This window comes from Streptomyces sp. NPDC001843 (genome assembly GCF_042891955.1).
Taxonomy (GTDB): Bacteria; Actinomycetota; Actinomycetes; order Streptomycetales; family Streptomycetaceae; genus Streptomyces.
Genome location: NZ_JBIATQ010000003.1, coordinates 155,976 through 168,615, shown reverse-complemented (window position 1 = coordinate 168,615; position 12,640 = coordinate 155,976). Strand labels below are relative to the sequence as shown.

Below are 12,640 nucleotides of genomic sequence, written 5' to 3'. Positions count from 1 at the left end.
CTCATGCCTCCTGGGCGTGGCGGACGGTGAAGCGGTCGGCCATCTCCGCGTCCCACCAGACGCTGTACATCTCGAAGTCGGCGTCGGAGTCGTTGACGACACGGTGCTCGTGGTGCGGCGGGAAGTGGACGATGTCGCCGGCGGTGAACGGCACCCGCTCGCCGCCGGCCTCCAGGAACGCCTCGCCCCGCAGGGCGATGAAGATCTCGTACTCGTGGTGGGAGTGCGCGGTGGACGCGGTGCCGGGGCGGATGACGCACCAGGAGCCCTCGAAGGGGGCGTTGAGCTGGGGCCAGGGGAGCAGACGCTGGGCGTCGAGACCGTTCTCGTGGTTGAGGCCGGCGCGGTCGAGGTGCTTGATGAGCATGTCGTCTCTCTGCTGGGTGGGGAACGGCGGCGGTCAGGCTGCGGCGAGGGCGGGCTCACGGTCACCGGCCGGACGGCCGGCGCGGTGCGCGAGGATGTCCTCGGTGATCTCCGCGGAGCGCGCGGCGAGGACGCTGAGCAGGGAATCGGCGATGCCGTGGGTGGCCTCGTTGACGCCCTGGAGGTAGCAGGCGGCGGGACCCTGACGGCCCGTCTCGAGGCGGTAGTTGCGCGTGACGTCGATCTCGTCGAGGCCGAGCGCGTCACCGAGCGAGCGCACCATGCGGGGCATTTCGCGGACGAAGCCGGTGCCGAGGAGCAGCAGGTCGCAGCGCAGCTCGCGGGTGGCGGAGGTGCGGCGGTCGGTGAGCGTGAGGACGATGTCGTCGCCGTCGGTGGTGGCGCCGGTGATGTCGGTCATGGTGACCATGCCCAGGCGGTCCGTGCCGGTGCGCCGGTCCTGGTAGAACTGCCGGTAGAGCGAGTCGAGGGTGGCCGGGGCCAGACCGCCGTAGTTGGAGCGGTGCATCTCGGCCAGCAGCTGGCGGCGGGCCTCGGGCTCGGCCGCGTAGAACTCGTCGACGAACGACGAGTAGAACAGCTCGTTGGTGAACTTGCTGCTCTCGTAGCCGTTCAGCCCGATCGACCGCATGATCATCGTCGGACTGCAGCCGGGCAGGTCTCGCAGGGCCGCGCCGAACAGCTCGGCCGCGCTCTGCGCCCCGCCGACCACGGCGACCCGCAGCGGCCGGTCCGCCGGCACGTCGGCGATCCGGTGGGTGTACTCGGTGGAGTGGATGACCCGCTCGGCCGGAAGCCCCTCGAACACGGCCGGCACATGTGCGTCGCGTCCGGCGCCGATCACCAGGTAGCGGCAGTCGACGGTGTCGCCGTCCGACAGCTCGACCGTCCAGCCGGTGAGTTCGCCGCCGGTGCCGTGGACGGGGGTGACCGAGGCGACGGTACGGCCGTACTCCACCCGCACCCGCTCCAGCGAGTCCGCCACCCACTGGAGGTACTCGGATATCTCGCTGCGGTACGGCACGAAGCTGCCCAGGTTGACGAACGCGTCGAGTCGGCCGCGGGCGTGCAGGAAGCTGAGGAACGAGAACTCACTGCGCGGGTTGCGCATCGTGACCAGGTCCTTGAGGAAGGAGACCTGGCTCAGGGCGTCGGGGAGCAGCATGCCCCGCTGCCATACGACGTTCTCCTCGCGCTCGACGACGAGGGCGCGGTCCGCGAGCTCGGGGGCCAGCTCCTCGAGCGCGACCGCGAGGGCGAGGTTCGCCGGGCCCGCGCCGACGGCGAGCAGTTCGACTGTGCGGTGTGCCATGTGGTTCTCCTGAGAAGGGGTCGGCGGTCTGGTTCCGGGGGCGGGTGGGCCCGGTCGACGCCGGGCGGTCCTGGGCCGGTGGGCCCGGTTCACGCCGGGACGGGCACGTTCAGCGGCTCCCAGTCAAGGGCGACCAGGGCCGCCGCGGCGTCCAGGCGGGTGGCGGTCTGCTCCGGGTCCGCGCCGGCGACGATCACGTAGGAGTGGCGGGCGATGTAGCCGTTCGGGGGCAGCCGCAGCTCGCTGCCGGGGTCGGCGATCGCCTCCGCGGCGAGCAGGCCCTCGGCCTCGGTGGGCGGGGTGACGGAGCGGACCACGCAGTCCTCGGGCGGGTAGCCGAAGCGGATGCCGACCGTGCGGTGCTCGGTGTCCGTGAAGTCGGGGCGCTGTCCCAGCGCGGCGCGCACGGCGGCGCGGGCCGGGTCGATGCCGGTGGCGAGCTGTCCCAGGCGCGGGATGAGGTCGCCGCCGAGCCGCCCGTTGATCTCGACGATGACCGGACCGCGGGCGGTCAGCTTGACCTCGGTGTGGGTGATGCCGAAGCCGTAGCCGATGGCGCGGTGCGCGGCCCGCAGCATCGCCAGCAGTCCCGGGTCGCCGCGCAGCGGGTCGCCGGCGGCGACGTGGTGGCCGATCTCCTCGAAGTAGGGGAAGAGGCCGACCTGTTTGCGGGCCACGAACATCGGGTGGTACTCGCCGTCCACGACGGCCGCGTCGATACTGATCTCGGGCCCTTCGAGGTACTCCTCGACCAGCGCTCCGCCGCGGTAGGAGACCGCTCCGATCCGGCTGGACTCGTCGGCGGTGCGGAACGCCTCGGCGACCTCGCCGGCGTCCGCGGCGAGCACGACGCCGATGCTGGCGCCCATGCCGCGCGGCTTGACGACGACCGGGTAGCCGATCTCCTCCGCCGCCGCGAGCGCCTCCTCGGCGGTGTCCACCCAGGCGTACCGGGGCTGGTCGACGCCCGCCTCGGTGAGCAGCCGGCGGCTGCGGTACTTGTCCCGGCAGCCCTCCACGCCGTCCACGCCCGCGCCGGGCAGGCCCAGCGCCTCGGCCACGTGCGCGGTCGTCACGATCAGGGTCTCGTCCCAGCTCAGCACGCCGCGCACGGTGACGCGGTCCGCCAGCTCCCGGGCCGCCGCGAGCACGGCGTCCCGGTCGGTGAGGTCCACGACCGTGTGCCCGCTGAGGCAGGGGGTCTGCCAGTCGGGCTCGTCGCCCGTGAACAGCCAGACCGGGTGCGTCGCCGCCGCTCCGGTCAGCAGGTACTCGCGGTACTTGCGCAGTCCGCACCCGATGAGCAGGATCACGCCCTCCGCGCCCTCGTCGGCGCTGTTGTCGGCGCTCTTGTCGTCCACGCGCTGTTCGCCTCCTGAATCCGAGTGACAGTGCGATTCCACGGGGCGAGCGGGTTGCCCGGAAGCCGTGTCCGGAATGGACAATCAACCCGGACGCGGCCCGGGCCCACGTCCGGTTGATTGGCCGTCGGGCACGGCCCTTCCGGGCAATTCCGCCCGCCTGTTCCATGGCTGACGTGATCAATTACGACGGCAAGCGATTCCGGAAGGTCCTGGCCGACCCGGCCGACGACGCGCCCATCGCGCTCTACCGGCAGCAGGGCGATCTGGTCTGGGCCGAGTTCACCGGCGGCGACGTACGGCGCGGTTCCCTCGCCGGGACGCGCGACGCCCACGGCGTGATCAGCTTCTCGTACAGCATGGTCCTCGACGACGGCCGGGTGGTCTCCGGCCACAGCGTCAACACCCCCGAGGTCCTGGCCGACGGCCGGATACGGCTGCACGAACGCTGGGAGCGCTACGGTGCCCACGCCGCGAGCGGCATCTCGTCCATCGAGGAGGTGCGCTGACCGTGGTCGGCGTCGACTACTCCGGGCTGGCCGGCGAGGTGGAGGGGCGCGTCTTCCTGCCGGGCAGCGCCGGCTTCCGCGTCGGCTCGAAACTGTTCAACACGCGCTACAGGAACCGCGCCCCGGCCGCCGTGCTCACCGCGGCCCACACCGGAGACGTCCAGCGGGCCCTCGTCTGGGCGCGCGAGCAGGGCGTCCCGGTCGTCGCCCGCAACGGCGGCCACAGCTTCGCCGGTTACTCCGTGGGCGACGGCCTGGTCATCGACCTCAGCCGGCTCACCCAGACCCGTGCCGACGGCTCCACCGGCCTGGTCGTCGCGGGCGGCGGCGCCAAGATCAGCCATGTCTACGACGCGATGCAGCCGTACGAGATGGTCTTCTCCACCGGCACCAGCCCGACCGTCGGCGTCGCGGGCCTGGCGCTCGGCGGCGGCGCCGCGTTCGCCGCACGCCGTTACGGCCTGACCGCCGACGCCCTGGTGGAGACCACCCTGGTCCTCGCCGACGGCTCCCTCGCGGTCGCCAACGAGCGGGAGAACCCCGACCTGTTCTGGGCCTGCAAGGGCGGCGGCGGAGGCAACTTCGGCATCAACGTGTCCCTGACCTTCCAGGCCCGTCCGGTCCCGGACGTCACCACCTTCTACCTCACCTGGAAGTGGTCCGACGCGGCCGCCGTCCTGGAGGCCGGGCAGCGCATGGTGCAGCGGGCACCGGACGACTTCGCGGCGCGGCTCGGGGCGTGGACGCACGGCACCGGACTCGGCGCGATCCGGGATAACGCCGAAGTCACCCTCCAGGGGCAGTACTTCGGCCCGGCGAGCGAGTGCCTGGAGATTCTGGACCCGGTCCTCACGGCGGCCGCCCCGGTGTCCCGGGACGTCGTCGAGCGCACGTTCTGGGAGGCCAACAAGTACATGGTCCACGCCACCTCCGGGGACCAGTTCGCGCTCCGCTCCAACTACATCCGCGAGCCGCTGTCCGCCGACGGCGTCGAGACCATGCTGTCCTGGGTCGAGCGCTGGCCCGGCAGCCACAACGCCGACGGCGGCGGGGTGGGCCTGTTCTCCTGGGGCGGCGCCATCAACCGAGTGGCCCCGGACGCCACCGCGTTCGTCCACCGGGACACCCTGTTCCTGGTCTCCATGGACACCTCCTGGACGGACGACGACGGCCCCGACCGGGTCGCCGCCAACCTCGACTGGCTGGACGGCCTGCACTCCGCCATGGCCCCGCACGTCACCGGGTCCGCCTACCAGAACTTCGTCGACCCCGAACTGACGGACTGGCGCGAGGCCTACTACGGCGCCAACTACCGGCGCCTGGTCCAGGTGAAGCAGAAGTACGACCCCGAGGGGGTCTTCTCCTTCGACCAGGCCGTCGGTTCCTGAGACCCGGCCCGCTGCTCCGGCCCGCCGCTCCGGCCCGCCGCTTCCGGTCCGCCGACGGCCCGGGAAGGTTCCTCCCCCCTACGAAGGTGAAAGCCATGAGTGTGTCCAAGCCCAAGGAGGGCGCCGCGCCCGGCGTCCTCGACGCCCTGCGGGCCACGCCCCGCTCGGTCCGCTACCTCCTCGGCGGTGTGCTGCTCAACCAGCTCGGCGCCTTCGTCCAGACCTTCCTGGTGCTGTACCTGGCACACCGCGGGTACGGCGTCGACAAGGCGGGCTTCCTGCTCGGCGCCTACGGAGCGGGCGCGGTCGCGGGCACGCTCCTCGGCGGCGAGCTGACCTCGCGGCTCGGCACCCGCAACACCATCACCATGGCGATGAGCTGCTCGGCCGTACTGGTCTTCCTCATCCCCTGGCTGGCCGACCCCGGCGACTACCCGTTCCTGCTCGGCGTGGTCGTCGTCCTCGGCATGATGACCCAGTCGTACCGTCCGGCCGCCTCCGCGCTGCTGAGCGAGCTGATGCCGGACGAGTTCCGCGTCATGGGCTTCTCGATGCTGCGCATCGCCATGAACATCGGCGCCGCCGCCGGTCCGCTGCTCGCCGCGGGCCTCATCCAGATCGACTGGAACCTGCTGTTCTGGGTGGACGGCTCGACGGCCCTGTTGTACGGCCTGCTCGCCGCGACCCTGCTGCCCCGGCCGGCGTCGACCACCGCCGAGCAGGACCAGGGCACGGCGAAGCAGGAGGCCCAGCGCTCGGCGTACGCGACCATGGCGCGCGACCACCGCTTCCTGCTCTACCTGACCTCGATGCTGTTCAGCGCCCTGGTGTACGCCCAGTTCTTCGCGGTGCTGCCGGTCGACCTCGAGAAGGCGGGCCACCCCACCTCCCTCTACAGCGGTGTGCTGACCCTGTCCTCGGCCGTACTGATCAGCTTTGAACTGGCGGTGACGGCACGCGTCAGCCGCTGGCGTGCCAGCACGGCCGCGACCGTGGGTACGTTCGTCTACTGCCTCGGCATCGCCGGGTACGGCCTGCCCGGCAGCGTGCCCGCGCTGGTCCTGCTCACCACCGCCGTCAGCGTGGGCGGCCTCATGATCAGCGGGCCGACCCTGTGGGCGCACCCGGCGAAGGCCGACGAGAAGGTCCGCGGCCGCTACATCGCCGCGTCCCAGACCGTGTTCGGCCTCGGCTCGGCGGTCGGTCCGGCGCTCGGCATGCTGATGTGGACCCGCTACGGCGATGCTGTCTGGGCCACGTGCGCGGTCCTCGGCACGCTGGCGGCGGCCCTGGCCTTCGCCGGACTGCGCCCCTCGGACGAACCGCGGGACGCGGCTGAGGAGACCGCCGAAGCCGAGGAAGTCCCGGGCGAGGCCCCCGTCCCCAGCGGACGCTGAACCCACCGAGCCCTCCGGCCCTCCCGGCCCGTCCACCACACCCGAGCGAGCGGGCCGGGCGCCTCACCACCCCTGAGCCCTGCCTCCTCCTCACCACCCCTGAGACCCGTCCGTACCTCATCACCCATGAGCGAATTCAAGGAGCAACCGTGCCGGTCACCGACACCATCGCGCCCAGCGTCTCCATGTACCCGGCCGACCAGCCCGCCCGGACCGCCACCCGCCGCAGGCTGCTGATGTGCCGGCCCCGGCACTACGACGTGACGTACTCGATCAACCCCTGGATGAACCCCACCCGGGACACCGACACCACGCTCGCGGTGCGCCAGTGGGAGCAGTTGCGCGACCTCTACCTCGAACTCGGCCACAGTGTCGAGGAGATCCAGCCGGTCGAGGGGCTGCCCGACATGGTGTTCGCGGCCAACGGCGCCACCGTCGTCGACGGCAGGGTCTTCGGCGCCCGCTTCCGGCACGCCGAGCGCACTGCCGAGGGGCCCGCCTATCTGCGCTGGTTCGAGGAGCGCGGCTACCGGGACGTGCTGTGGCCGGAGCACATCAACGAGGGCGAGGGCGACCTCCTCACCGTCGGCCGGCGGATCCTGGCCGGGACCGGCTTCCGTACCGACATCCGCGCGCACACCGAGGCGCAGGAGTTCTTCGGGCTGCCGGTCACCTCGCTGACGCTGGTCAATCCGAGGCACTACCACCTGGACACCGCGCTCGCGGTCCTGTCCGACGACGAGATCATGTACTACCCCGACGCGTTCACACCGGGCAGCCAGGCCGTGCTGAGGGCCCTGTTCCCGCACGCGGTGATCGCCACGGCCGAGGACGCCGCCGTCTTCGGGCTCAACGCCTTCTCCGACGGACGCCATGTGCTGTTGCCGACCGCCGCGAAGGGCCTGCAGACCCAGTTGCGTGCCCGTGGCTTCGAGCCGATCGGGGTCGAGCTCACCGAACTGCTCAAGGCGGGCGGCAGCGTCAAGTGCTGCACGTTGGAGCTGCGCGACCGCTGAGCCACCGAGTCCTCCTCAAGGAAAGGATCGCCATGTCCTCCGCGCTCGCGACTGCGGACAGCCGTACCCGCCTGCTCGACCTGCTCGCCAGGGGCGGCGCCCGGTACCGCCTCCTGAACCACGAGCCGCAGGGACGTACCGACCTGGCCAGCGCACTGCGCGGCCACCGCCTGGACCAGGCCGCGAAGAGCCTGGTCATCAGGGTCGCGCTGAGCAGCAAGCGGCGCCGGTACGTGATCGCGGTGGTGCCCGGGGACCGCAGGGTCGACCTGTCCGCGCTCAACGCGCTGTACGAGGGCAGGGAGGCGTCCTTCGCGGCCCGGGAGGTCGCCGAGCAACTGACGGGCTGCGTCAGCGGTTCCATCATGCCGCTGAGCTTCGACCCGGACCTCGACGTGGTCGCCGACCCGGCCCTGCTCACCCACGAGGAGATCTTCTTCAACACGGGCCGCCTCGACGAGTCGGTGGCCTTGCACACGGAGTGCTACCGCACGCTGGTGTCCCCTCGTGTGGCGACGATCACGAGCGAACCCTGACCGACGGCCCGCCGCGGGCCGGCCGTCCCGGCAACGTCAGAAGCCAGGCAGTGAATGCACTGCCTGGCTTCTGGGCCGCAGTCACTGGCCGCATGCACATCCGGCGGCTGCCGGGGTCTCCTCGGTGGCCTGGCTGGTGCAGCAGCCGTCGCCGGTGGCGTCGGGTTCGGCGCTCTTGCCGAGGGTGTCGGCGTCGGCCTTCACGACGTACACCTCCCAGGGCTCCTTGCCGGGGCCGTGGACCCACACCTTGTCCTGGAGGGCGTAGCAGCAGGAGGTGTCGTTCTCCTCGAAGGTGGCCAGGCCGGCGTCCTTGAGCCGGGTGGTGGCCGCGTTGACCTGTTCGGTGGACTCGACCTCTACGCCGAGGTGGTCAAGGCCGGTTTCCTGGCCGGGCTCGCCCTCGATCAGGACGAGCTTGAGCGGTGGCTCGGTGATGGCGAAGTTGGCGTAGCCCTCGCGCCGCTTGGCCGGTTCGGTTCCGAACAGCTTCGAGTAGAAGGTGATCGAGGCTTCGAGGTCGCTGACACGCAGGGCGAGCTGAGCACGGGACATGGCAGGGCTCCCATCGGCTTGGATTGATGTTTGTCGATGCAAGCTTGCGCCTTGGATCGAGGGACGTCAACATAGACGCATGTCGAAACAAGAGCTTGTGGTGCTCGGACAGAGCAACGAGAACGGCGCGTGCTGCCCGGGGCTGGTGACCGCACCGCTGGGCGAGGACCAGGCGGCTGAGCTGGCGAAGCTCTTCAAGGCGATGGGCGACCCGGTACGCCTGCGCCTGCTGTCGCTGATCGCCTCGCGGGCGGGCGGTGAGGTCTGCGTCTGTGACCTCACCCCGGCCTTCGACCTGTCTCAACCGACGATCTCGCATCACCTCAAGCTGCTCCGGCAGGCCGGTCTGATCGACTGCGAGCGGCGCGGCACGTGGGTCTACTACTGGGCACTGCCCGCCACTCTCGACCGGCTCGCCGCCTTCCTGAAGACGTCGCGGACTGCCGAGGCAACCGCATGAGCGCTCCGCTGGGCCGCCGGGCCGTCGCCGAGGCTGTGGGGTCGGCGGCTCTGGTCGCGGTGGTTGTCGGCTCCGGTGTCCAGGCCACCGAACTGACCAGGGATGTCGGCGTGCAGCTGCTGGCCAACTCGCTGGCCACGGTCTTCGGTCTGGCCGTGCTCATCGCGCTCCTGGGGCCGGTCTCCGGCGCGCACTTCAATCCCGTCGTCACGCTTGCGGCCTGGTTCACCGGGCGCCGCGATGTGGACGGACTGACCGCGCGGGATGTCGCCGCGTACATCCCGGCCCAGATCGCCGGAGCCATCGCCGGTGCCCTCGTGGCCGACGCCATGTTCGGCAAGCCGCTCGTGCAGTGGTCCACCCATGAGCGCTCAGCCGGTCACCTGTGGCTGGGCGAGGTGGTCGCGACCGCCGGACTCATCCTGCTGATCTTCGGACTGGCCCGCACAGACCGCGCCCACTTCGGGCCCGTGGCCGTGGCCTCCTACATCGGCGCGGCGTACTGGTTCACGTCCTCCACCTCGTTCGCCAACCCGGCGGTCACCATCGGCCGGGCCTTCACCGACACCTTCGCCGGCATCGCCCCCGGCTCGCTCGGCCCGTTCATCGCGGCCCAACTGGTCGGCGCCGCGCTGGGGCTCGGGCTGGTGGTCGCTGTGTTCGGACGCCCGGCGCCCGCACGGACCGCCCCCGCCTTCGTTCAGGGCGACTCCGAGCTCGCGGCCCCCACACTCCCCTGACCGGCTTCCGCCCAGAAAGACGCATCCGCCATGAACAACCCTGCCGAACGTCCGTCCGTGCTCTTCGTCTGCGTCCACAACGCCGGGCGCTCCCAGATGGCCGCCGCGTTCCTCACACACCTGGCGGGCGGCCGCGTACAGGTCCGCTCGGCCGGGTCCGCGCCCGCCGACACGGTCAATGCGGCCGTCGTCGAAGCGATGGCGGAAGCGGGCATCGACATCTCCGCCGAGGTGCCCAAGGTGCTCACCGTGGAGGCCGTCCAGGCCTCCGACGTGGTCATCACGATGGGCTGCGGCGACACCTGCCCCGTCTTTCCCGGGAAGCGCTACCTCGACTGGGAACTCCCCGACCCGGCCGGGCAGGGCGTCGACGCCGTACGACCCATCCGCGACGAGATCGAAAAGCGCATCCGCGGACTGCTCGACGAGATCGCCCCGGCGAGCCGATCCTGAGTGCCGCGACCGCCGTTCGCATCGTGGACATGGGCTCTGAGCACGCCGACGAGGTACTGAAGATCTACGACGCGGATGGGATCGATGAAAGTCCCGTCGGCGAGATTCCGCATCGCCCATGGGGCTTCGAGGCGTGGTTCACCCACCCGAGCCGTCTGCTCGGTGCCGCCACAGCGGTGACGAGCGATGGCCATTGCGCGGTACCGTCAGATGCTCCGTCCTTTGTCATACGGGAAGTTCTCATGGCTCGCCGTTCCCCGGGCGAGATCAGGGCCGAACAGCCTCGACGCGTGCCGGCCGGCAGGCGCGTGGCTATTGACGGGCTGTGCGCCGCGACGCATCACGAGATCGCTCGGTTCGAGACCCGTCATCAGCTGCCGACAGGGCATGTTGCCTGTGCCTTCCGGTCCTGGGCTCTGGCTCTGCACGAGTGGCCGGACCAGGGAGCGAACCACGGCTACGGGACAACGGGCTGGAGGGACATGCACGCGCGAACGCTGTTGCAGGATGTGGCGACTTCGATGCGGCGCAGGAGCCGGCGTGAGTTTCTGACGGTGGTTGCTTCCTTGGATGATCGTTATGTCTCACGAACACTCCCTGATCCCCACGCGGCGAGTTGGGATCCGTGGTGGAAGCGTCGCCTCAAGGATTGATCGGCACTGCGCCGCTCCAGCCGGCAAGAAGCAGCCCATCCTGCCCAACCGCCACCCCTGGGCGAACCCGTATCGTCACGAGGCCACGCAGATAGACACGCACACGAAAACAGGTGGGCGCACCTAGGAACGTTCCTAGGTGCGCCCACCTGGTGTTACGGCTGTCGGGGTGGCGGGATTTGAACCCACGGCCTCTTCGTCCCGAACGAAGCGCGCTGCCAAGCTGCGCTACACCCCGATGTCGCTGCTTGTCGCGGCGACGACGTTTACTCTAGCCCACTGGGAGCCGGAGACGAAATCGGGTTTCGTGGCGGTGGGCGAGGGCCGAGTGTGTGGCCTCTAGTCCCGCGCCACCAGCGTCAGCAGCGTGGCCTCCGGTGGGCAGGCGAACCGTACCGGGGTGTAGCGGCTGGTGCCGCATCCCGCCGACACGTGCAGGTAGGAGGTGTGGCCGTCCGCCGTGTGGGTGGAGAGGCCCTTCACGCGGTCCGTGTCGAGGTCGCAGTTGGTGACGAGGGCGCCGTAGAAGGGGATGCACAGCTGGCCGCCGTGGGTGTGGCCGGCCAGGATCAGGGGGTAGCCGTCGGCCGCGTACGCGTCGAGTACGCGCAGGTACGGAGCGTGCACCACGCCCATCGAGAAGTCGGCCGACGCGGACGGGCCGCCGGCGACGCGGGCGTAGCGGTCGCGTTTGATGTGCGGGTCGTCCAGGCCGGTGAGCTCCACGGAGACGCCCTCGATCTTGAGCTCGCCCCGGGTGTTGGTGAGGTTCAGCCAGCCTGCAGCGTCGAAGCCGTCGCGGAGGTCTTCCCAGGGGTTGTGGATCGCGCCCACGACGGGCGGGTTGCCGTTCAGGCCGTGCCGGCCGCTGGTCCTCTCCAGGAGGTAGCGGGCGGGGTTGCGGAGCCTCGGGCCGTAGTAGTCGTTGGAGCCGAAGACGTACGCGCCGGGGAACTCCATCAGGGGGCCCAGGGCGTCCAGTACCTCCGGCACGCCCTCGGGGTCGGAGAGGTTGTCGCCCGTGTTGATCACGAAGTCGGGGCGCAGGCCCGCCAGGGAGCGCAGCCAGCGCTGCTTCTTGCGCTGGCCGCCGACCATGTGGATGTCGGAGACCTGGAGCACGCGCAGCGGGCGCATCCCCGGGGGCAGGACGGGCACCGTCACCCGGCGGAGGCGGAAGGAGCGGACCTCGACACCCGCCGCATAGACCAGACCGGCGGCGCCGGCCGCCAGAACTCCCAGGGGTACTCCGTATCGCGCGCGCATGCCTCCATCGTGTCAGACCGTGACGAGGCATCGAGAACGGCCGCCCCGTAAATCGGCGGGCGTTCGCGTCACCGGACCTGCGACAATCGAGCCATGACCACCACGCTCAAGTCGAAGCTGCAGGACGACCTCAACGCCGCGATCAAGGGGCGCGACGAGCTCCGCTCCTCGACGCTCCGGCTGACGCTCGCCGCGATCACCAAGGAGGAGGTCGCGGGCAAGGAGAAGCGCGAGCTCTCCGACGACGAGGTGCAGAAGGTGATCACCCGTGAGGCGAAGAAGCGGCGCGAGGCCGCCGAGGCCTTCGCGCAGGGTGGTCGTGCCGAGCAGGCCGAGCGGGAGAAGGCGGAGGGCGAGGTGCTGGCCGCGTACCTGCCCAAGCAGCTGTCCGACGAGGAGCTGGACGCGATCGTGGCCCAGGCCGTCGAGGAGGCCAGGGCGGCCGGTGCCGAGGGGCCGCGGGCCATGGGCGCCGTGATGAAGATCGTGAACCCGAAGGTGGCCGGCCAGGCCGAGGGCGGCCGGGTCGCCGCCGCGGTCAAGAAGTTGCTGGCGGGCTGATCCCGCCGGGGCCCGTCCCCGGCCGGCCGCGGCGCGTCGACAACGA

15 protein-coding genes and 1 tRNA gene are annotated in these 12,640 nt (G+C 70.8%); 10 read left to right on the top strand and 6 right to left on the bottom strand.

From position 1 onward, the window contains the following. Window position 1: 1 nt before the first annotated feature. From ACFYZQ_RS09210 to ACFYZQ_RS09200, 3 genes are all read right to left on the bottom strand, one after another. Window positions 2-367, bottom strand: coding sequence for a cupin domain-containing protein (locus ACFYZQ_RS09210; protein ID WP_389143632.1), 366 nt, complete (start codon window positions 365-367; stop codon window positions 2-4). Window positions 368-400: 33 nt separating this feature from the next. Further along, window positions 401-1,699: a lysine N(6)-hydroxylase/L-ornithine N(5)-oxygenase family protein gene (locus tag ACFYZQ_RS09205; RefSeq protein ID WP_389143629.1), complete on the bottom strand. Its 1,299-nt coding sequence runs from the start codon at window positions 1,697-1,699 to the stop codon at window positions 401-403. A gap of 89 nt (window positions 1,700-1,788) precedes the next feature. Then, the gene (locus tag ACFYZQ_RS09200) at window positions 1,789-3,060 is read right to left on the bottom strand and encodes an ATP-grasp domain-containing protein (protein ID WP_389143626.1); all 1,272 of its coding nucleotides are present in this window, start codon (window positions 3,058-3,060) and stop codon (window positions 1,789-1,791) included. A 176-nt stretch (window positions 3,061-3,236) separates the two neighbouring features. Between ACFYZQ_RS09200 and ACFYZQ_RS09195 the strand changes: the two genes are divergently transcribed. The 5 genes from ACFYZQ_RS09195 (at window position 3,237) to ACFYZQ_RS09175 (ending at window position 7,906) form a co-directional block, all read left to right on the top strand. Continuing rightward, on the top strand, window positions 3,237-3,569 hold the full coding sequence (locus ACFYZQ_RS09195) for a hypothetical protein (protein ID WP_389143623.1): 333 nt from the start codon (window positions 3,237-3,239) through the stop codon (window positions 3,567-3,569). 2 nt (window positions 3,570-3,571) lie between these two features. Then, a complete protein-coding gene (locus tag ACFYZQ_RS09190) occupies window positions 3,572-4,957 on the top strand; it encodes an FAD-binding oxidoreductase (RefSeq protein ID WP_389143621.1) in 1,386 nt (461 codons plus the stop codon). A gap of 95 nt (window positions 4,958-5,052) precedes the next feature. Continuing rightward, window positions 5,053-6,354, top strand: coding sequence for an MFS transporter (locus tag ACFYZQ_RS09185; RefSeq protein ID WP_389143619.1), 1,302 nt, complete (start codon window positions 5,053-5,055; stop codon window positions 6,352-6,354). A gap of 185 nt (window positions 6,355-6,539) precedes the next feature. Next, window positions 6,540-7,370, top strand: a complete 831-nt coding sequence (gene ddaH, locus ACFYZQ_RS09180) for a dimethylargininase (protein ID WP_389144709.1) — start codon at window positions 6,540-6,542, stop codon at window positions 7,368-7,370. Window positions 7,371-7,402: 32 nt separating this feature from the next. Then, complete coding sequence (locus ACFYZQ_RS09175; protein ID WP_389143617.1) at window positions 7,403-7,906, top strand: YbaK/EbsC family protein; 504 nt, start codon at window positions 7,403-7,405, stop codon at window positions 7,904-7,906. Window positions 7,907-7,987: 81 nt separating this feature from the next. On the opposite strand, the gene ACFYZQ_RS09170 is transcribed toward ACFYZQ_RS09175, so the two are convergent. Beyond that, the gene (locus tag ACFYZQ_RS09170) at window positions 7,988-8,461 is read right to left on the bottom strand and encodes an ArsI/CadI family heavy metal resistance metalloenzyme (protein ID WP_389143615.1); all 474 of its coding nucleotides are present in this window, start codon (window positions 8,459-8,461) and stop codon (window positions 7,988-7,990) included. Window positions 8,462-8,540: 79 nt separating this feature from the next. On the opposite strand from ACFYZQ_RS09170, the gene ACFYZQ_RS09165 reads away from it, so the two are divergent. The 4 genes from ACFYZQ_RS09165 to ACFYZQ_RS09150 are packed head-to-tail and all read left to right on the top strand — an operon-like array spanning window position 8,541 to window position 10,767. Then, entirely contained in the window at window positions 8,541-8,921 is a 381-nt protein-coding gene (locus ACFYZQ_RS09165) for an ArsR/SmtB family transcription factor (RefSeq protein ID WP_389143614.1), read from the top strand. Then, on the top strand, window positions 8,918-9,661 hold the full coding sequence (locus ACFYZQ_RS09160; protein WP_389143612.1) for an aquaporin: 744 nt from the start codon (window positions 8,918-8,920) through the stop codon (window positions 9,659-9,661). The genes ACFYZQ_RS09165 and ACFYZQ_RS09160 overlap by 4 nt, the downstream gene beginning before the upstream one ends. Before the next feature lie 30 nt (window positions 9,662-9,691). After that, on the top strand, window positions 9,692-10,114 hold the full coding sequence (locus ACFYZQ_RS09155; protein ID WP_389143610.1) for an arsenate reductase ArsC: 423 nt from the start codon (window positions 9,692-9,694) through the stop codon (window positions 10,112-10,114). 29 nt (window positions 10,115-10,143) lie between these two features. Then, window positions 10,144-10,767: a hypothetical protein gene (locus tag ACFYZQ_RS09150; RefSeq protein ID WP_389143607.1), complete on the top strand. Its 624-nt coding sequence runs from the start codon at window positions 10,144-10,146 to the stop codon at window positions 10,765-10,767. Window positions 10,768-10,931: 164 nt separating this feature from the next. Here ACFYZQ_RS09150 and ACFYZQ_RS09145 read toward each other — a convergent pair. Next, a tRNA-Pro gene (locus ACFYZQ_RS09145) sits at window positions 10,932-11,005 on the bottom strand. A gap of 101 nt (window positions 11,006-11,106) precedes the next feature. Next, window positions 11,107-12,033, bottom strand: coding sequence for a metallophosphoesterase (locus ACFYZQ_RS09140; RefSeq protein WP_389143605.1), 927 nt, complete (start codon window positions 12,031-12,033; stop codon window positions 11,107-11,109). Window positions 12,034-12,126: 93 nt separating this feature from the next. On the opposite strand from ACFYZQ_RS09140, the gene ACFYZQ_RS09135 reads away from it, so the two are divergent. Next, entirely contained in the window at window positions 12,127-12,594 is a 468-nt protein-coding gene (locus tag ACFYZQ_RS09135) for a GatB/YqeY domain-containing protein (RefSeq protein WP_389143602.1), read from the top strand. Window positions 12,595-12,640 lie beyond the last annotated feature (46 nt).

What these genes read in the sequence shown, in the direction of transcription:
- ACFYZQ_RS09185 (WP_389143619.1), top strand. Translation starts at nt 5,053, where the DNA reads ATGAGTGTGTCCAAGCCCAAGGAGGGCGCCGCGCCCGGCGTCCTCGAC.
- ACFYZQ_RS09160 (WP_389143612.1), top strand. Translation starts at nt 8,918, where the DNA reads ATGAGCGCTCCGCTGGGCCGCCGGGCCGTCGCCGAGGCTGTGGGGTCG.
- ACFYZQ_RS09205 (WP_389143629.1), bottom strand. Translation starts at nt 1,699, where the DNA reads ATGGCACACCGCACAGTCGAACTGCTCGCCGTCGGCGCGGGCCCGGCG.
- ACFYZQ_RS09210 (WP_389143632.1), bottom strand. Translation starts at nt 367, where the DNA reads ATGCTCATCAAGCACCTCGACCGCGCCGGCCTCAACCACGAGAACGGT.
- ACFYZQ_RS09165 (WP_389143614.1), top strand. Translation starts at nt 8,541, where the DNA reads ATGTCGAAACAAGAGCTTGTGGTGCTCGGACAGAGCAACGAGAACGGC.
- ACFYZQ_RS09175 (WP_389143617.1), top strand. Translation starts at nt 7,403, where the DNA reads ATGTCCTCCGCGCTCGCGACTGCGGACAGCCGTACCCGCCTGCTCGAC.
- ACFYZQ_RS09170 (WP_389143615.1), bottom strand. Translation starts at nt 8,461, where the DNA reads ATGTCCCGTGCTCAGCTCGCCCTGCGTGTCAGCGACCTCGAAGCCTCG.
- ddaH (WP_389144709.1), top strand. Translation starts at nt 6,540, where the DNA reads ATGTACCCGGCCGACCAGCCCGCCCGGACCGCCACCCGCCGCAGGCTG.
- ACFYZQ_RS09155 (WP_389143610.1), top strand. Translation starts at nt 9,692, where the DNA reads ATGAACAACCCTGCCGAACGTCCGTCCGTGCTCTTCGTCTGCGTCCAC.
- ACFYZQ_RS09135 (WP_389143602.1), top strand. Translation starts at nt 12,127, where the DNA reads ATGACCACCACGCTCAAGTCGAAGCTGCAGGACGACCTCAACGCCGCG.
- ACFYZQ_RS09150 (WP_389143607.1), top strand. Translation starts at nt 10,144, where the DNA reads ATGGGCTCTGAGCACGCCGACGAGGTACTGAAGATCTACGACGCGGAT.
- ACFYZQ_RS09140 (WP_389143605.1), bottom strand. Translation starts at nt 12,033, where the DNA reads ATGCGCGCGCGATACGGAGTACCCCTGGGAGTTCTGGCGGCCGGCGCC.